Below are 19,405 nucleotides of genomic sequence, written 5' to 3' on the forward strand. Positions count from 1 at the left end.
AAAAAAGGAATACCGTTTTTCAAGTATTCCTAATTCTATATGTTATTTAACTGTATTTATGTGATATGAAGTTGTTTGCTGCTGTTATGCCGCTATTTGTTGTTGGTATCTCAATGGTACATTTCCATCATTAAAAGGATGAATGCACAGAAAATCGAGAATGAACATGGGAATCAAAAGCAGTGGATCTATCTGTTCCGATCCCATCGCCTGTTCAAAGGCCGCACATAATGCTTCGACTGCTGCCGGTGTCTCCCATGCCGGAACCGGGCGAAATCGAATAAATGTATTTCCGATCGTATCCTCTTCTTCTATCACATTATCTACTGTTTTATACTTTCCGCCGATGTCATATCCTTCAAATTTGTACAGATCTCGATGAAGCTGCAAAAAAATGGACGGCTTGGGTGGAATGTAATCATGACTTTCATGAATTGTATTCAGCACATCCCGGTAACCGGCAATTTCACGCTCGCTGCGCGTTTTCGGTCTCGTCGTATCCCGCACCAGGGCTCTTAACCGTTCATCCGAAGTGTAAATACCCTCAATTTTGTTCGATGCTTCTGTACTCTGAATTTTTGCAATTTCAACAAGCTGATTCAGCGCATCCGCTTTTGCTTCGATGAACAAAGTCTGCTCTCCTTTGAATTCATGAATCTGCGTCAGATAAGATACTATTTCCGGCGTGAGTAATTTTTTCCACTTTTCCTGGTAAGTAAACTGTCTCATTTGCGTTCTCCAATATGTTGTATTTCTGCTATGATTTCAGTATATTCGTTAATTTTATCATTGTCAATTTAATTTCATCATTATGTATAAAATGATCAAATTAAGAAGCACACATGAGGTTTCATCCTATCATGCCAAGTAAATAGAATTTGACAAACGCTGCCATTTTGTTTAGATTAGAAGCAAATACGAAAGGACATCTTCATTCCCATGCCAGGTTTTATCTTACATCTCACCGCAGCCCAAATGCTGTTAAAGCACCTCCCGTCCCACCCGGATTTTCCATATCCGATTTCATCGGTAAATGATTTCCTAATCGGAAATCTTCTGCCGGATGCGACGCAGCAGAAAGAATCCTCCCATTTCCGCGACCCGCTTTACCGCGAAAAAATGATGGTATTCCCGGATCTTACACGGTTTACAGCGAAATACCGTTCACTTCTGCCAGATTCGAGCGCACTGGGATATTATTTTCATCTTTATATTGACCGGAAATTTTTTAAGGATTTCATTCCGCAGATTGTGGAATTTTATAATGCGGATGGGGAAATTACAGATATGAGAGATGAGATTGCAACGGTTTATATCAAAAAATCGCGGACATCCATTCCTTTTTCCAGATATCTCACAGAGGAGTATTATTACGGGGACTATACACGAATGAATACATATCTTGTCAACCGCTATTGCATCCCGCTCGATCTCAATCCTAACGTCACGAACCCTGGAATCACAGAAATTCAGTATGAGAACGTCCAACAGGTACTTGACCTCCTCCATCACTTCCTCTCCGTCCCGCCGGAAGCCGCGCAGGATCTGAAGGTCTTTCCGCTTGAAGAGCTGCTTGCGGCAATGGAGCAATATGTAGAAGAGTTTTTGGCTGTGCCGAATAAGTATATTCCTTGACGCTCCCCACAGCTAAAGCAGGGGGATTCTTGTTTCTTCCACTACTGCATTGACGAATACCTTACGGTACTGCAATGTCTTACACAGTGTCCACAAGCTATGTTTATCCTGTTCCCGTATGCCCTACGGTACAGCTTTTCATCTTTATGCAGACTGCATCTGCAGTGCTTTTTTCAGAATATTAATGCTTGCATTCGTATCCCGGTCATGAACTGCATGGCATTTCGGGCACTCCCAGATACGAATGCTCAGATTTTTTATCCGTGGATTTCTGTAGCCGCAAGAGCTGCAGGTTTGACTGCTCGGATACATCGTTGGTACTCTGTGAAGTTCATTTCCATACCAGCTGGCTTTATATTCCAGCATTTCGAAAAACTTTGCCCAGGAAACACTTGCTATGGATTTTGCCAGTTTATGGTTCCGGATCATTCCCTTCACGCTCAGATCCTCGATACAGATGGTTTGGTTTTCGCGCACCAGCATCGTTGACTGTTTCTGCAGGAAATCATTCCGCTGATTGGCTATTTTCTCATGCACTCTGGCTACCCTGAGCCGCTGCTTCCCGCGGTTATGGGAATCTTTCTGCTTCCGGGAAAGTCTGCGCTGTTCTCTTATGAGTTTTCGCATGGAGCGTTCCAGATATCTGGGATTTGATACCGTATTTCCATTGCTGTCAGAATAGAATGCTTTGATTCCGACATCAATTCCAATCGTTCCTCCAGCATTTGGGCGTGGTTCCGGTTCGAAATCAATATTTAAGACTGCAAAATATTTTCCGGCCGGTGTGTACTCAATGGTTACGTGATTAATTTTTCCCACTTCCATCGACTGGCGTATTTTGACAAATCCAAGTTTCGGAAGTTTGATATATCTTCCCACAATACGGATATTATCTTTTTGATTGACCGTTCTGTATGACTGGAACCGGTTATGTTTGCTCTTGAAGGTTGGATAGGAAGCACGTTTTTGAAAGAAATTCACAAAGCTCCGGTCGAGATCCCGCAGAGACTGCTGTAAGGCAATGGAATCTGCTGCTTTCAAAAAAGCAAACTCCTCCTGTCTTTTCAGTTCGGTCAGCATGGCGGAAGTCTGGGTATATCCAATCTTCTTCCCTTCTTCATAGCTTTCCTTGCGCATGGCAAGTCCCCGGTTGTAGATCAGCCGGCAGCATCCCAGCGTCTGGTGGATGAAGTTTTTCTGTTCTCTGTTCGGGTAGATCCTGAATTTGATCCCTTTTTGCATTAGCCCATCTTATCCTTTTGTCTCTGCGATGTTTTCTGGTTTTCGATATACTGTTTTACTGCTTCCAGCGGGGCACCGCCAACGGTAGATACAAAATAGCTGTTTGTCCAGAGCGTCGGCATTTTCGTTTTGAGATGGGGAAATTCCTGTCTTAAAATTCTGGACGTATAGCCTTTGAACGATTTTACAGCTTTGTGGATTCCAAACTGAGGGTCTACTTCCAGCAGCATATGAACATGATCCGGCATGATTTCCATTTCCAGAATCTCTACAGAAAGATTTGCAGCATACTCTGTGAGCAGTTCCTTCAACCTGGTATCTACACCATTGGTTAATACTTTTCGTCTATATTTAGGACACCATACTACATGGTATTTGCACGAATAGACGACATTGTTGTTTAATTTATATGTTGTATTCATGTTTGTATTATACTATATTTTTTCATTTAATACAACCACTATTTTGTCCATCTCAATTACTTGCGTAAATTCGATGGACGCGTCTTATATCCCCATAGCTGAAGCAAGGGGTTTTACGACGCATTGGATAATTTTCCATTTAAAAAGGAGCAGAACCCACACCGGATTCCGCTCCTTTTTCAGAATGTAATTTTATTTTATGTCTACCGCACTTTTATCCACTTTCTGCGGTCTTTTTTGTCAACGCTCCGCTCTATATATCCTTTTTCCTCCAGTCCGCGACACAGACGGCGGAAGCGTTTTGGTCTTCGATTCCAGCTCTGAGCTTGTAATTTTTCCGTTTTCTCTTACACTACATCTTGAACGATCCCTTCTCTGTCATCCGTATCCATTTGTTTTTTTCTTCGATATTCCGTCGGTGTCCTCCCATAATATTTCTTAAATGTTTTGCAAAAATAATCCATATTTTCAAATCCCGTCTCGCCGGAAATTACAGTTATCTTTTTCTCCGTCGTGGCCAGAAGCTTTGCAGCCTCCTGCAGACGATACTTCACCAGATAATGCACCGGCGTATCGTGAAGATATCTTCGGAACAGATTCAATGCCGTACTCTTGCTCACCATAGCCTGCCCGGCAATATCCTCCAAGGTAAGATTCTGTCGGAAATTTTGATGAATATATTGCATCATCAGCTGTGTTCTTCCCTGTGAGGATGCCGTATTTTCTCTTTTTTTCTGCAGCACTTCCGAATCCATGTGCAAATAAAGCAAGTGCCACAATTCCTGCGTCAGAAATAAAGTAACCAGTTCCCGGTCTTTGTCTGATTCCTGCGCTTTGAGAATTTTCTGCATGAGCTCCAGTGCTTCTGCCTGCCATTTTATTTCCCTGCAAAAGACAATGCAGTCCACCTTACACGCCTGTATCGGTGCAATGTATTTTTTGTAAATCAGGCTGTCTGCCGGAGCGAGAAATGTCGGTTTCAGAACGAAATTTGGCACAATCGCATGGCCTTCAGAAAAATAGCGATGCAAAATCTTTGAGTTAATAAAAATGCCCGTTCCCTGTCCCAGTGAAAACTGCTTTTCGCCAACCCAGAAGGTTGCTGTTCCCTCCTGTACAAAAACAAACTCAAACTCCACATGCCAGTGCCATTCTACACAATGAAAATCAAACAACGCAAGATCGTCGTAATACAATTGAAACGGATATTCACTGTTTCCATGCTGTATCGTTTCCATCATGCTTTCATCCGTTTGGATCTTGTTATAAAATGTATTAAATTCCATCTTTCCCCGCCTCCGTTTTTCAGGCACGCCCCTCTCTATTTTACGATATTATACAATAAACAGACGATATATTCCAGTGAAAGCGACACTATTTTACGTTATTATACAAAAAGAATCGTTGTCGCTCCATGGAACACGGTGAACGGCAACGAAACGAACACTACGGCCGCAGCAGTTCTGCCATTTTAAAAAACGGAGTATATCATCATGAAAAAGAACTACCACAAAACCTTAATTGCCTGTTATCTTGGATTTATCACGCAGGCAATTTCTGCAAATTTTGCACCTTTACTATTTCTTACCTTTCACAGAACTTACCATATTTCTCTTGGAAAAATTGCGTTTATCTCGACAGTATTCTTTTTCACACAACTTCTTGTCGATTTGTTCTGTGCCAGATATGTCGATAAAATCGGTTATCGCAGGTGTGTCGTTGCTTCTGAGATTCTTTCCGCCTGCGGCCTGATTGGACTTGCCTTTCTGCCCAATATTCTGCCAAATGCCTATGCAGGAATTTTGTTCAGTGCCATGATCTATGCCGCCGGAAGCGGACTGATTGAGGTTCTTGTCAGCCCAATCGTAGAGGCTTGTCCGTTTGACAATAAGGACAGCGTTATGAGTCTGCTTCACTCCTTTTACTGCTGGGGGTCTGTAGGCGTCATCTTACTTTCCACTGCTTTTCTGGCAGTTTTTGGTATGGAACGCTGGCCGATCCTCGCATGTATCTGGGCTGTACTTCCACTGTACAATACGTTTAATTTCCTTTCCTGCCCGATTGAATCACTCACCGGAAGCGAAGAAGGACTTACCATTCGTCAGCTGTGCCGTCTTCCCATTTTCTGGATTTCCCTTGTTCTTATGGTCTGCGCCGGAGCAAGCGAGATTTCGATGGCGCAATGGGCTTCCGCTTATGCCGAGTCTGCATTAGGTCTCTCAAAAAGCATTGGAGACATTGCAGGACCGTGCCTGTTTGCTGTGATGATGGGCATCAGCAGAACCTTCTATGGTAAATACGGGGAAAAAATTGACTTAACAAAATTTATGATCGCATCCGGTACACTTTGCCTGATCTGTTATCTGGCTGCAGCTCTCGCACCATATCCTCTTTTAAATCTTACAGGCTGCGTTGTGTGTGGTTTCTCCGTAGGAATTATGTGGCCGGGAACCATCAGTATTTCATCCTCTAAAATTCCACTCGGCGGAACTGCACTGTTCGCACTTCTCGCCATGGCCGGAGATATGGGCGGTTCCATTGGCCCATTTGTTATTGGATTTGTCACACAAAACACCGGCGACGATCTGAAGGCAGGTATGCTGGCCGGCTGCATTTTCCCTGCTGTACTGATTTTGTCTGTTTTTCTGCTCCGACAAAGGAACGCAGAGCAAAAATAAGCACCGAAGAGATACTGTAACGTGTCTCAGACACAGGAGCCGGACAGTCCGGCTCCTTTTTTTCATGTCTCTGCAATATTTCTCACAACTCCCGAAAACAGAATCGATCCGTCCTGCCCCGTGACAAGAAACAGGAATGGACGATCCAGTACGAAGTCGATTTCGTCGTCCGGTATTTCTGCTGCGGTTTCTGAAACGCCGAGTTCTGTATACGCTGCTCCGGTTACTCCGTTTTCGTCGATTTCAAGCATGGCGGCGTGGTCTGCTTTGCTCAGGTATAAATTCTCTTTGTCCCCTGTTAATGGGCTGAAATCTGCCAGATCCGCATCCAGTGCATCCGTTACACCCAGTGCGCGCACCGTTTCGATCAGGTCTGTTTTCTCCGATACTTTAAATTTAGGAACAGACAGGTTCACCATAGGGGAATACCAGTTATCACTGCTTTCATCCCGCCGTATAACCTTCATCAGATCCGGATCCGATACCAGTTCATTGACATCGGTATTTTCATCCGGAAGCAGGAAATACATGGAGCCGCTGTCCTGAAGGCTAAGGCTGACTGCACGGAAATGTTCGCCCTGGTAGACATCCATCCATTCCGTTTTCTTCATCATGTCCACAGTGGTATCTCCCGCAGCTCCGTGGAAGGTTTCCTTCTCTGTATTTACTTCCCAGAAATTCTCCCGCCACATCGCCTTATAATAGATGGTTGATACCAGTTCAAATACCGTTTCCGGGGCGATCGCCATATTTTCGGTGTATTCTTTTAAAAGCCCTCCGGTATTATCATCCGTCCAGGTCCGCAGAGCCTGATTCATCTCTTCCGATCCGGGAGTCCCACGGAAGGTCGATGCATAATACTGTTCCGCCAGCCGCTGCAGCGTTGTGTCATTGTATGTTTCCTCACCATCCAGCCACAGCGAATTTGCCAACACACTGTTCAGCGCGGGCGTGTCTGCATAATTGCTTTCCCAGAGTGAAGAAACATTTTCCCGCAACGTATCCATATCCTGAGCGCCAAGCATGTCGAGAATCTGCTGCCGCGTATTTCCATCCGAAGTTTCCGCCAGCATCGCAAACGCGATATACAGATTGATCGGCGAGCAGACGGTATTTTCATCTTCTGAAACCAGCATTTGTTTCATCAGGTTCTGATAATATGCATCCATTCCCGACTGCAGTTCTGCTGATTTTGCTGTCAACTCCCGGTACGAATCCCACCAGTCCCAGTGTGCATCGCTTTCCATGAATTTCTGTGCATCCATCGTCTGCGCCACAGATGCCGGATAAGCTGCCATAACCGTCTTTAGCCCCGACGGGTAACGGACTGCCGAACTCCCCTGTCCATTTCTCCATGTCGTAACCCCCAGCACAGCTCCGCCGATGATCACCGCGCAGGCTGCCGCGGCCGTCCATTTTTTCCATGCAGCCCTTCGTGAACGCTGATATTTCCCCGCGTTTTCCACCATACCAGGATCCAGATTTCCCAGCGTTTCAAATAATTCTTCTTTCTTCATACTTCGAACCCTCTTTCCGTCAAGTGTGTATGCAGTTTCCCGCGGATCCGGTTCAGCGTAACTGAAACATAGTTTTCGCTTCTGCCCAGACGCCCCGCGATTTCGCCGATACTGTCTACATACCAGTACCGCAGAACAAACATGCATCGTTTCTCCTCCGGCAGCTTCTGCAGAAACTGATTGATCTCCGCGATCAGTTCTTTCATCTCCCACTGCCGCTCAATATCATCTTTCCCCGAAACACATTCTTCCAGCTCGTCCAATACTGCATCCATCTGACTTCCTCCGCGTTTTTTGCGATGCATTTTTCGATACAGATCAAACGAAAGATTTCTCGTTATTTTTCCAAGAAATGTGGATAACAGAGACGGCCGGTGCGGCGGCATAGCGTTCCACGCGTGAAGCCAGGTGTCGTTGACACATTCTTCTGCATCCGCCGGATTCTGCAGAATATTCTGTGCAATGGACGTACAGTATGTACCATATTTCATCGCAGACTCGCTGATCGCTGTTTCGTTCCTGTCCCAGTACATTTGGACAATATGAGTATCCTCCATATGGAAATCCCCCCTTTCATCTATCATCACGCCATTTTGCAGAAAATCTTACACTTTTCAAAAGAAATTTCGGTTCAAAAAAGGGCGTGACCAAAGCCACGCCCTTCCATTCTTTTATTTTCTTTATGCCAGAATCGGTTTCAAAGCCTCTGCGAGTTTTTCTTTCTCTGCTTCTGCCTCTGCCAGATCCTTACCAAGTGTTGTGTAGTATACTTTGATCTTCGGCTCTGTTCCGGACGGGCGGACGATGACGGTTTCACCGTTTGCCAGCTTGTAGATCAGAACGTTTGCGGATGGGAGTCCTGTTTCTTCCGGTTTCTCGTAATCGGTTACTTTGACAACAGCGGAACCTGCGATCTCGGTCAGCGGCTCTTTTCGAAGGCCATCCATGATGCCGGCCATCTTGTCCATGCCGCTCAGACCCGGGAATTCGAAGCTGTCTACTTTGTTCAGATAACGACCGTACTCAGCATAGATCTCTTCCAGTCTCTGTTTCAGGGAGCTTCCGATGCTTCTGTAATAAGCTGCCATCTCGCAGATCAGCATGGAGCCGATGACTGCGTCTTTATCTCTTACATACGGACCGGCCAGGTATCCGTAGCTCTCCTCGAATCCGAAGATGAAGCGGTCTACTTCGCCGTCTGCCTCAAGGTTTGCAATCTGATCGCCGATCCATTTGAATCCGGTCAGAACGCTGCGGAGCTCCACGCCGTAGTGCTCGGCAACAGCATCTGCCAGTGGTGTGGATACGATGGATTTTACAGCAACCGGTTTCTCCGGCATGGTGCCTTTCTCGATGCGGCCTGCGCAGATGTAGTCGAGAAGCAGAACGCCGACTTCGTTTCCGGTTACCAGCTCATAGCTTCCATCCGGGCACTTCATGGCAATACCAACACGGTCTGCATCCGGGTCGGTAGCCAGCATCAGATCTGCGCCGGTTTCTTTTGCAAGATCCAGGCCCTTTTCCAGTGCTGCAAAGATTTCCGGGTTCGGATAGCTGCAGGTGGTGAAGTATCCGTTCGGGTACTCCTGCTCTGGAACGATGGTAATATCGGTGATGCCGATGTCTTTTAATACGCGTGTAACCGGTACAAGACCAGATCCATTCAGCGGGCTGTAAACAAGTTTCAGTCCGGCGGTTTTGCACAGACCCGGACGAACCTGACGGGATTCGATTGCTTCATACAGGGCATTCTTGCAGTCTTCTCCGACAAAACGGATCAGTCCTTCTTCCACGCCCTCTGCGAACGGCATATATTTTACGCCGGTCAGGATGTCGGTCTTCTGAATCTCTGCGTATACGATTGCAGCAGCATCGTCGGTCATCTGGCATCCGTCCGGACCGTAGGCTTTGTAGCCGTTGTATTTTGCCGGGTTGTGGGATGCAGTAACCATGATACCTGCGTTGCAGTTGTAGTAACGGGTTGCAAAGGAAAGTGCCGGTACCGGCATCAGTGCGTCGTAAATTCTGACTTTGATTCCGTTTGCTGCCAGAACGCCTGCTGCTGTTTTTGCGAATACATCGCTCTTGATACGGCTGTCATAGCTGATGGCTACCGTCTGGTTTCCGCCCTGTGTTTTTACCCAGTTTGCAAGACCCTGTGTTGCCTGACGCACTACATAGATATTCATACGGTTTGTTCCTGCGCCAAGTACACCACGAAGTCCTGCGGTTCCGAATTTCAGAGATACAGCAAAACGGTCCTTGATCTCCTCATCGTTTCCTTCAATCCGTGCCAGCTCCGGGTTCAGATCTGCGTCTTCCAGATCAGCTGCCAGCCATCTCTTATACTCTTCCAGATACATGTGTTTATCTCTCCTGTTCTCTTTTATTTTATGTCCTGCTATGTAATGTCCATCCTAATGCAAGCATAAGTACACTATAGTCATAATATACCATAGCCAGCCCAAAACAGCAATTAAATTTGGTCATTTAAGCAGAATTTTACCGTTCTTTTTCTCTTTTTTTCGACTGTGTCGACTGTTTTCAGACAGAACAGGAGCAAAACAGATTTATCAGCCTTTTTATTCCTCTCCCGGTCTGTGATGATAATCAAATCCACATTTTTCCAGAAATGCCCGAGCGATTACCGTCGCACCGATCTGGTTCGGATGAATTCTGTCCCAGGCGATGTAGGAAGAATGGCGGTACTGGAAATAATCATTGAATACAGCCTGCAGGTCGATGAAGCGGCAGCCGTATTTTTCAGCCAGCTCACTGCAAATGGCCCCGTAGGTGTCCATGCGTTTTCTCATCCAGTCCTCTCCATTTGGCTCCATGTAGTATGGGGTCATAAGGAAAATACCTTTTACGTTGTCTTTTACGGAAAGAATCATCTTCTCGACGTTGGAACGGTACTCCTCCGGGGATACCTGCTCGTCCGGGATAGCCGGGCTGTCGAACTGTCTCCAGACGTCGTTGATGCCGATGCAGATAGATACCCAGTCCGGTTTTAAGGATACAACATCGCGGTCGAAGCGCTGCAGCAGGTCGCGGCTTGTGTTTCCGCTGATACCGGAGTTTGTCACGCGGATATATATCTCCGGGTAGAATGCTGCGAGCATGTTCTCGACAATTCGAACGTAGCTCTTTCCGACATTTTCAAATAAACCTTCCCCCACCGGCTGTGCACTCTCCATATCCGTTACAGAATCTCCTGCAAATACAATCCGGTCCATGTGTTCAAAAATCATTTCTGTACCTCCTCTGATCCTAATTTTTTAAACCTTCTGAGCCCCATTATAGTCTTGCCGTTTCGACTGTGCAAGGCAATCTTTGCGAATCCCACCACTTGGCGGACGCAAAAATTCCCGGCGGCAAAGCGCCGTTTTTTGTGCCTTGCTGTCGGGAATTTCATCTTTCTTTTTCTTACTCAATCCCATCCATATAAGCATTGTAAATCACCGGATCAATATTCTCCTCGATCGACTCATACACGCTCTTCGACGCCTCTCGGATCTCCGCTCTTGTCTGGTCATCAAGAGTCAGGATCTTCGTTCCGCTCTCCTCGATCGTCGCAATTTTGTCGGCGATACGGGCATCGGACTGTTCTCTTGCGTACTCGGTCGCAATCTTTGCGGCCTCTGTCATGATCTCCTGCTCGTCTTCCGGCAGATCCCGGAAGAAATCGTCGTTGACAATCAGGGAAATCAGATGCGGCAGATGGTTCGTTTCCACTACGTAATCCTGCTGCTCATACAGATTATTCGAAACGATGACCTCATACGGGTTCTCCTGCGCATCAATCGTGTGCTGCTGCAGGCCGATGTAAACCTCACTGAAGCTCATCGGCGTCGGGTTGGCACTGATGGCTTTCCAGAATGCCAGATGGTAGCTGTTCTCCATGGTACGGATCTTCTGGCCCTTGAAATCCGAAAAGCTGTAAACCGGCTTATTCGTACTCATGACACGAAATCCCTGATCCGCCATACCGAGCAGGTGATAGCCGCCCTCTGTGTAAACATTGCTGATCAGATCGTAAAACTCCGGATCATCAATCTTCTCACGGCATTCATCGAGAGAATCAAACACACACGGCAGATCAAACACGGCAAGATCCCCCATAAAGGAAACCTGCGGTGCCGTATTCTGTACGACAAACGGAATATCACCATCGGCACACGTTTCAAGCAGATCGCGGTCGCCGCCGAGCGTTGAGTTTGCGTAAACCTGAATTTTCATCCTTCCATCGCTCAGCTCTGAAATCTCTTCCGCAAACTTCTCGGCGAAAATCTGTGTTACCGTATCCTCCGGGCTCGCCGTTGCCAGCGGCCAGGAATAGCGCTGTGTCGTCTCTTCCCCGGAAGAGCCGCAGCCGGCAAGCGATGCGCCAAGTGCAACGACAGCGGCAAGTACCGTCGCTGTTCGGAAAAGCTTTTTCTTTTTTATCATCTTTTTCATTGTCCCTCGCTCCTCCCTATAAAATTCCAACCGAAATTGCCGGGATAAACGTAATCAGCAGCAGCGCCACGAGGAAGAAACCGATCATCGGCATTGCCTTCTTCGCAATCTGCATAACCGGAACGTCGGTCAGGGAGCTTGCCACGAACAGATTGACACCGATCGGCGGTGTTACGAAACCAATCGCAAGGTTGACAACCATGATGACACCAAACTGAATCGGATTCATGCCGATCGCCTGTACAATCGGCAGAAGGATCGGCGTCAGAATCAGAATCGCCGGGGTCGTATCCATAACCATTCCGACAATCAGCAGGAATACATTGATAATCAGAAGAATCGCAACCGGACTGTGGAAGTTGTTCAGGATAAACTCGCTGACCGTCTGCGGTACCTGCATCAGCGTCAGCACACGGGAAAATGCCGTCGATGCCGCCAGAATAAACAGGATCGGGGTGAAGGTACGAATCGCCTCAACCAGAATGGACCAGATGTCGCGGATGCGGATACTCCTGTACACAAAAAGGCTGATGATCAATGCATAGAATACGGAGATAACAGCCGCCTCAGTCGGGGAAGCGACACCGCTGTAGATACAGCCAAGGATGATCACCGGACTGAGCAGTGCAAAAAAGCTCTCTTTTAAAACGCGAAGCAGGCCTTTGTCATGCAGCACTTTGACTTCTGCATGGATCTTCTCTTTGTCCTCCCCATACCGTTTGCAGTGATAAACGGCATAAACCATCAGCAGCAGACCGATCATCAGACCCGGTACAATTCCGGCAAGAAACAGGTCACTGACCGAAGCGCCGGAAGCCATACCGTACATGATGAACGGAATACTCGGGGGAATGATAACGCCAAGGCCGCCGGCAACTGCCACAATCGCTGTGGAGAATGTCAGATCATAACCAAGGGTAGTCAGAATCGGGATTGTCATGCTTCCGACAGCGGCAACGGTCGCCGGAGCGGAACCGGAAATCGCACCGTAAAAAAGGCAGGTGACGATAACGGCGCACGGCATACCTGCGGTGAATTTTCCGAGAAAATAGGCAAAGACATCAAACAGTTTTTTGGAGATGCCTCCCTTAGCCATGATGATACCGGAGAGGACGAACATCGGAACTGCCAGCAGAGGGAAGGAATCGAGTCCTCCGAACATGGCACGGATCAGATATTTGGCTCCTACCGTAAAAGACGGGTCAAACACCGACGGAAGCACAGATGTGATTCCAAGGGTAATCGATACCGGAACAGCGATGACCAGCAATGCAACAAAAATCAGAAATAATACTACGACTGGCATTAGCGTTCCTCCTCATTCGAATTTTTAATCGTATGGATGCGGTTGTCGATACCCGCGTTCAGGGCATTTTCTGTGGCGTTATCTGCTCCGGCATTTGCCTCGATGAAGGATTCCGGCGTATTTCGCTCCGGATGCGCCGGGTCGAAAACGTTCTCACCGCGTGCCACACGGAACTCGATCATCCACCGCTGCAGAACGCGGAATGCAACCAGCACAAAGGAGACGAGCGGTGCTGCCTGGATAAAGTACATCGGAATTTTGCAGGCCGGGGAAAGCTGGCCGCTTTTAACTGACGACATCATATAGGAAAAAGCAAACGGAATCATATAGATGAAAAAAATCAGTTCAAATGTATGATTCACAATTTTGAAGATGGCTTTTCCTCTCCGCGGGAAAATCGCAACAAACTGCTCGATCTTGATGGAAAGGCATTTTTTGCTGCAGTAGCTGACGCTTAAAAAACCGCACCAGATAAAAATATATCTGGTCAGCTCTTCCGACCACGACAGCGACATGCCAAGGACGTAGCGGCAGAAAACCTGAATTCCCATGATCAGCGTCATGGCGATCAGACCGATCACAAGAAGAAATTCTTCCAAGTTTTCATCCAGCCAGTGAAATACTCTCTTCATAAAAGGCATACCTCCGTTAAATTTATAACAGAACAATAATACAAAAGGGACATCGGCATCAACAGCAAAGCTAAAAATACCGGTGTCCCCTAAAGAAAAAACGGTTACATGGCTTTGTGAAGCAGATCCAGAACGGTGCTCAGATCATTCACACCCATCTGACCCGGTGCGGATGCTTTCTTTGCCGCGCCGAAGGTCATGGAAGAGCCAAACACCTCACCGCAAAGACGGCTGATCACGCCGGTGCCTGCCATCGACATGGTGATGATCGGTCTGTCCGCATAATTGGTGGTCATTTCCTCTGTTGCCGCAAGCAGGGTCAGAACGTCTTTCTTATTCTGCGGCATAACAGCGATCTTCGGAATATCTGCGTTCATATCCTGCATTTTGCGCAGTCTGTAGATGATGTCTGCTTTTGCAGGAGTTTTGAAGAAATCATGGTTGGAAGCAACAACCTTTACGCCTGCAGCGTGTGCGCCGTCGATGATTTTCTTTACGATCTCATCTCCGGTGAAGATCTCAACGTCAATCAGATCAACGTATCCGGTCTGTGCTGCCTTGATGTTCAGCTCAGCGTATGCTTCCGGCTCGATAGCTTTCTCGCCGCCCTCTTTGGAGGTACGGAACGTCATCAGAATCGGAATATTGCCGAGTGCTGCACGAAGGTCTTTTAATGCATCTTCTACCTGTGCGAAGTCGAATACGCCTTCAAACCAGTCTACACGCCACTCTACAACGTCAACCGGAATCGAATGGAAGGTTTTTGCTTCTTCGATGATATCGTTTTTGGTAACTCCTACGATCGGAACGATGATCTTCGGTGCACCGGCACCGATTTCAATATCACGAACTTTTACTGTATTCATGTGTTTTTCCTTCTTTCTTCAATATTAACCCTGACTTTTCTTTTGCAGGCTTTTCTTTTTCACGCCCGGATTACTTGGCTCTTCGTACTCCGCAATCCTTAATCTCATTTTAGTTGTCCTGCTGCGCAAGTTCAACCATTTTTTTATAGCGAATGTTTACAAACAGTCCAAGTGCAACGCCAACTGCGGTCAGAACGATGTTCATGGTCATAACGCCGGACGGCTGCATTTTAGATGCTGCGGTCAGGATGGTGTAGTTGCAAAGAGAAGATGCAATCATAACCAATGCGGTTACGGTTCCTTTGATTTTCGGGAACAGCATATTGCAAACGGAAGTTGCGATCTGAAGCAGTCCGCCTGCGCCTGCCCATCCGATAATGAAAGCACCGGCAATCATCAGCGGTTTGCTCTGTCCCATCAGGACAGCAATCATAGTTACAAGGCAAATGGCCGGGTAAACAACGATGAAACGAACATCTTTGATTTTTCTGGTCAGGAACGCTGTTACGATCAGTGCCAGCATGGTTCCTGCAGAATAATAGGTCTGCATGATGGACGGATCAGCCCAGCCTACATTCTCTTTTGCAAAGTTCTGTGCACAGTTCAGCCACAGCTGGAAGGTACCGGTGCAGGTGAATCCGATCAGGATCATGGCGATGGATTCGAAGGAGAAATGTGTATGTTTCAGGCTGTCGATCAGACCCTCTTTTTTACCGGATGCTTTCTGGTCAGCATCTGGCAGCGGGAACAGGAATACCAGTACAAAAAGTACGATATACGCAATTCCGCATCCATAGAATAACGGATTGTAGGAGGTAAGGCCGGCTGCGGTAGAAGTAACAGCTACACCAAGAACAAATGGAAGCAGCATCTGAGCGATTGCGATGAAGAATTTGATTCCCATGGTAGCAACGCCAGGAGCTTTGTAAATAATCTCGGATACTGCCGGGTAAATACCGGTATCCAGGAAGGAGTTTGCGATACCGCCGATGATGGCGCATACGTAAGCGATGGTGTAACCGCCGTGTGTTCCTGCATTAAATGCAAGAGCAAGGCCGATCAGGTAAATTGCATAAGAAGCACTTCCGATTGCGGTGGAAATGCGGCGTCCGAGCTTGTCGGACAGAGGACCTGCAAATGGCAGGGCGATCAGACGGCCAAGACCGAGTGCTGCGGAAATTGCGGTAATTGCCATTGCTTCCACTCCCCATGCTGCTGCCAGAGCCTCTTTGATGACTGCCTGGCCCAGGATGGAGCATCCAACACCGTGGATAAAGTAGTTCAAGTACAGAATTAATGCACTTGGCAGGTATTTCTTGTTCATGGTTTCTCTCCTTTTTAAATAGATTATGTTGAGGTCAAATTGTCTTTTTCCTCTGTTCGGTTCATCCTTTTGTTTTGTCACAAACAACAGATTACCAGTTTCGTGAATGTTAAAAAAATAACATTTGCCTTTATTTTAACAGTGAAAACGTGTACGGTCTAATGCTTTTAAAGGAAAAAACCAATGCATTGAATGCATTGATGTGGTATACTTGAGTTATCATAATAAGAGGAAGCAAAGACTTTCTTACGGAATCATTTTTTCAGGAGGAAAAACCACATGACACTGAATCAGATTCTCTATTTCCGAAAGGTTGCCCGGCTGGAAAATTATCACCAGGCAGCGGAGGAACTTTATATTTCCCAGCCATCCCTGAGCCGTTCCATGGCTGCCCTTGAAAGTGAGCTTGGGATCACACTGTTTGAAAAGAAAGGGCGCGGTGTTGTCCTTACCAATGCCGGCCGCCTTTTTCTGGAGCATGCAGACCGGATCGCAGGCGACTGTGACATTGCGGCAGGCAAGATGAAAGAGCTCGCCTCCGGTGGCGGCAAAATCAACATCGGTTATATTTTTCCACTTGCCGGACATTATATTCCGCACAATGTCCGCACCTTTCTGGACAAAGAAGAAAATAAAAACGTTGCCTTTAGTTTCTGGCAGAACCATACCCCGGCCATTGCACAGAAGGTGAAATCCGGCGAACTTGATCTTGGGTTTGGCGGCTTTTTAAAGCGCGACGACATGGAGTTTTTTCCGTTGATCCAGCAGCCGCTTGTCATTGTGTCCCCGGAACAGCATCCGATTGCCGATGAACCAGAGGTTCCGCTTGTAAAGCTTACCCGTTATCCGGTGATCGGCTACGACCGCGCCTCCTGGATGGGAGCTTATACCGGTCATCTCTACCGAAAATATCAGCTTCATCCGAATATTATCATGGAATGCCCGGATGAATATTCGATTGTGGCACTGGTGCGTGAAAATTTCGGTATCGCGCTTATGCCGCGAACCGATATTCTGGAACAGGCAGACGGCATCCGTATCCATACGCTGAACGGTCTCGAGATTTATCATCAGACCTTTATGTTCTGGATGAAGAACCGCTACCGGCTTCCGGCTGTCGAACGTTTTACCGAATATATGAAACAGCACGCTGACATTATCGAAGAAACCGGAAATGATAGCGAAAACGTATCGAAAGTTTATCTGAAAGATATTGTTAATTTTTAGTCGAAAGCGTTATGATGGATTTGTCACAAACAGAGGATTACCGCTCATGTAATGAATAAGGAGAATTTTTCATGAAGAGTGCTTACCCAAAAATTTTTGAACCAATTACCATCAAACGAACAACGATTAAAAACCGTATTGCAATGACCCCGATGGGAACCAACTACGGTGAGACAAGCGGTGAAATGAGTAACCGTCATATGAACTACTACTCTCTCCGCGCAAAAGGCGGCGTTGGTCTTATTATTCTGGAGAACGCCAACATCGAGTACCCGGTCGGTTCCAACGGAACCAGCCAGATCCGTATCGACCACGACAGCTTTATGCCGCGCTACTATCAGTTAGTCGAAAACCTTCATAAAAACGGTGCTACCGTAGCGATCCAGATCAACCACGCCGGAGCTTCCGCATCTTCCGCAAGAACCGGTATGGAAACCGTTTCTTCTTCCAACATCCCGACAAAAGCCGGCGGAGAAACCCCTCGCCCGATGACAAAAGAAGAAATCATGACAACCGTGAAAAAATACGGCGAAGCTGCAAAACGTGTGCAGGCCATCGGCTTTGATGCCATTGAAATCCACTGCGGCCACTCCTACCTGATGAGCCAGTTTATCTCCCCGTATTACAATAAAAGAACCGATGAATTCGGTGGTTCTGTAGAAAACCGCCTGCGCTTCCCGCGTATGGTCCTCGAAGAAGTACGTAAAAACGTCGGACCGTGGTTCCCGATCATCGTTCGTATCTCTGCCGAGGAGCGTGTTCCGGGCGGAAACACACTGGAAGATACCCTGGAATACCTGGAGTACCTGGATGAGTTCGTAGATATGTACGACGTATCCTGCGGTCTCAACCCATCCCTGCAGTATCAGATCGACTCCAACTTCCTGCCGGATGGATGGCGTTCCTACATGGCAAGAGCCGTAAAAAATAAATTCAAAAAACCGGTTATCAATGCTGGTAACTACCGTGACCCGAAGGTCGTTGAAAAAGTTCTCGAGAGCGGCGATGTAGATATCGTTGGAATGGGACGCGGCCTGATCGCTGAGCCGAACTGGGTGAAAAAAGTTGAAAACGGTGAGGAAGATCTTCTTCGGAAATGTATCTCCTGTAACGTTGGATGTGCCGGAAACCGTATCGGCGTCAACCGCCCGATCCGTTGTACCGTAAACCCGGCTGTTCCGGAAGGCGATATTTACAAAGCACTGAAAGTAAATAAAAACTGCAACGTTGTTGTTGTCGGCGCCGGTACTGCCGGTATGGAAGCAGCCTGCACCGCAGCAGAAGTCGGATGCAACGTTTTCGTACTTGAGAAAAACGATCACATCGGCGGTCTTTCCACTTTCATCTCCGATCTTCCAAGCAAGACCCGTATGAAAGATTTCCCGAAATACCTTGAGGCAAGAGCCGCCAGACTGAAAAACCTGTATATTTTCCTCAACACCGAAGCTACGGTGGATAAGATCAAACAGTTCAAACCGGACATCATTGTAAACTCCACCGGTTCCGTTCCGCTTGTTCCACCGATCAAAGGCCTGAAAGAGAACATCGATGCCGGAAACGTAAATACCATCTTTGGTATGATCAACAATGTAAACGCCGGAAAATATCCGGAAGAAGCCTGTCAGGGCAAGAAAGTCGTTGTAGTCGGCGGCGGTTCCGTAGGACTTGACGTTATTGAATACTTTGCACCGAGAGGCGCCGAGTGTACCATCATCGATATGCTGCCGCAGATCGGTATGCTTGCAGACCCGATCACCAAATGCTCCATGCGTGAGACACACGACAAATACGGTGTAAAAGAATATGTCAACACTGCTCTTCAGGAAGTAAAAGAAAACGCATTCACTGTAAAGCTTCCGGACGGAACCATCCAGGATCTCACCTTCGATTACGGATTCAACTGTCTTGGAATGCGCTCCAATAACCCGATTCTGCCGGAGCTTCAGGAAGCATTCGCTGATACCCATACTTATATTTATACCATCGGCGATTCCGTCCGCGCACGCCGCATCATGGAAGGTACCATGGAAGGCCGCGCGATCCTGAATGTACTGGAGTCCCAGGGCTACCTGCATCTGGAGCCGCTTGAGTAATCACT

At 47.2% G+C, this 19,405-nt stretch carries 17 protein-coding genes; 4 read left to right on the forward strand and 13 right to left on the reverse strand.

Features of this window, described 5'->3' with window-relative positions; translation table 11 throughout:
* Nucleotides 1–84 precede the first annotated feature (84 nt).
* Entirely contained in the window at nucleotides 85–729 is a 645-nt protein-coding gene (locus tag DWX00_RS16215; RefSeq protein WP_118595757.1) for a Fic family protein, read from the reverse strand.
* Between the two features lie 210 nt (nucleotides 730–939).
* Between DWX00_RS16215 and DWX00_RS16220 the strand changes: the two genes are divergently transcribed.
* Complete coding sequence (locus DWX00_RS16220; RefSeq protein WP_118595758.1) at nucleotides 940–1,635, forward strand: hypothetical protein; 696 nt, start codon at nucleotides 940–942, stop codon at nucleotides 1,633–1,635.
* A 144-nt stretch (nucleotides 1,636–1,779) separates the two neighbouring features.
* Here the strand turns inward: DWX00_RS16220 and tnpB are convergent, their stop codons facing one another.
* The 3 genes from tnpB to DWX00_RS16235 form a co-directional block, all read right to left on the reverse strand.
* Nucleotides 1,780–2,877 (reverse strand): IS200/IS605 family element RNA-guided endonuclease TnpB, encoded by a 1,098-nt coding sequence (tnpB, locus tag DWX00_RS16225; protein WP_118595759.1) that lies wholly within the window; start codon nucleotides 2,875–2,877, stop codon nucleotides 1,780–1,782.
* A complete protein-coding gene (gene tnpA, locus DWX00_RS16230) occupies nucleotides 2,877–3,299 on the reverse strand; it encodes an IS200/IS605 family transposase (RefSeq protein WP_118595760.1) in 423 nt (140 codons plus the stop codon). Before tnpA ends, tnpB begins: the two co-directional genes overlap by 1 nt.
* A 347-nt stretch (nucleotides 3,300–3,646) precedes the next feature.
* Complete coding sequence (locus DWX00_RS16235) at nucleotides 3,647–4,585, reverse strand: AraC family transcriptional regulator (protein WP_118595761.1); 939 nt, start codon at nucleotides 4,583–4,585, stop codon at nucleotides 3,647–3,649.
* 207 nt (nucleotides 4,586–4,792) lie between these two features.
* Here DWX00_RS16235 and DWX00_RS16240 point away from each other — a divergent pair, with 207 nt between their 5' ends.
* Nucleotides 4,793–5,977 carry an MFS transporter gene (locus tag DWX00_RS16240; RefSeq protein ID WP_118595762.1) on the forward strand — a complete coding sequence of 395 codons (1,185 nt, stop codon included), beginning with the start codon at nucleotides 4,793–4,795 and terminating at the stop codon, nucleotides 5,975–5,977.
* A gap of 62 nt (nucleotides 5,978–6,039) precedes the next feature.
* Here DWX00_RS16240 and DWX00_RS16245 read toward each other — a convergent pair whose 3' ends face one another.
* The 9 genes from DWX00_RS16245 to DWX00_RS16285 form a co-directional block, all read right to left on the reverse strand.
* On the reverse strand, nucleotides 6,040–7,494 hold the full coding sequence (locus DWX00_RS16245) for a serpin family protein (protein WP_118595763.1): 1,455 nt from the start codon (nucleotides 7,492–7,494) through the stop codon (nucleotides 6,040–6,042).
* On the reverse strand, nucleotides 7,491–8,051 hold the full coding sequence (locus DWX00_RS16250; protein ID WP_118595764.1) for an RNA polymerase sigma factor: 561 nt from the start codon (nucleotides 8,049–8,051) through the stop codon (nucleotides 7,491–7,493). Before DWX00_RS16250 ends, DWX00_RS16245 begins: the two co-directional genes overlap by 4 nt.
* Nucleotides 8,052–8,174: 123 nt before the next feature.
* Nucleotides 8,175–9,857: a phospho-sugar mutase gene (locus DWX00_RS16255; RefSeq protein ID WP_118595765.1), complete on the reverse strand. Its 1,683-nt coding sequence runs from the start codon at nucleotides 9,855–9,857 to the stop codon at nucleotides 8,175–8,177.
* Between the two features lie 219 nt (nucleotides 9,858–10,076).
* A complete protein-coding gene (locus DWX00_RS16260) occupies nucleotides 10,077–10,745 on the reverse strand; it encodes an SGNH/GDSL hydrolase family protein (RefSeq protein WP_118595766.1) in 669 nt (222 codons plus the stop codon).
* Between the two features lie 175 nt (nucleotides 10,746–10,920).
* Entirely contained in the window at nucleotides 10,921–11,952 is a 1,032-nt protein-coding gene (locus tag DWX00_RS16265) for a TRAP transporter substrate-binding protein (protein WP_243038040.1), read from the reverse strand.
* Nucleotides 11,953–11,968: 16 nt separating this feature from the next.
* Nucleotides 11,969–13,258: a TRAP transporter large permease gene (locus DWX00_RS16270; protein ID WP_118595767.1), complete on the reverse strand. Its 1,290-nt coding sequence runs from the start codon at nucleotides 13,256–13,258 to the stop codon at nucleotides 11,969–11,971.
* Nucleotides 13,258–13,890, reverse strand: a complete 633-nt coding sequence (locus tag DWX00_RS16275) for a TRAP transporter small permease (RefSeq protein WP_117510066.1) — start codon at nucleotides 13,888–13,890, stop codon at nucleotides 13,258–13,260. Before DWX00_RS16275 ends, DWX00_RS16270 begins: the two co-directional genes overlap by 1 nt.
* A 104-nt stretch (nucleotides 13,891–13,994) precedes the next feature.
* Nucleotides 13,995–14,756 (reverse strand): type I 3-dehydroquinate dehydratase, encoded by a 762-nt coding sequence (gene aroD / locus DWX00_RS16280; RefSeq protein ID WP_055226275.1) that lies wholly within the window; start codon nucleotides 14,754–14,756, stop codon nucleotides 13,995–13,997.
* Between the two features lie 109 nt (nucleotides 14,757–14,865).
* Complete coding sequence (locus DWX00_RS16285) at nucleotides 14,866–16,080, reverse strand: MFS transporter (RefSeq protein ID WP_055226273.1); 1,215 nt, start codon at nucleotides 16,078–16,080, stop codon at nucleotides 14,866–14,868.
* 279 nt (nucleotides 16,081–16,359) lie between these two features.
* Here DWX00_RS16285 and DWX00_RS16290 point away from each other — a divergent pair, with 279 nt between their 5' ends.
* Nucleotides 16,360–17,307: a LysR family transcriptional regulator gene (locus tag DWX00_RS16290; protein ID WP_118595768.1), complete on the forward strand. Its 948-nt coding sequence runs from the start codon at nucleotides 16,360–16,362 to the stop codon at nucleotides 17,305–17,307.
* A gap of 71 nt (nucleotides 17,308–17,378) precedes the next feature.
* Nucleotides 17,379–19,400 carry an oxidoreductase gene (locus DWX00_RS16295; RefSeq protein ID WP_118595769.1) on the forward strand — a complete coding sequence of 674 codons (2,022 nt, stop codon included), beginning with the start codon at nucleotides 17,379–17,381 and terminating at the stop codon, nucleotides 19,398–19,400.
* Nucleotides 19,401–19,405: the final 5 nt, after the last annotated feature.

Source organism: Blautia sp. AF17-9LB (genome assembly GCF_003479185.1).
Lineage (GTDB): Bacteria > Bacillota > Clostridia > Lachnospirales > Lachnospiraceae > Fusicatenibacter > Fusicatenibacter saccharivorans.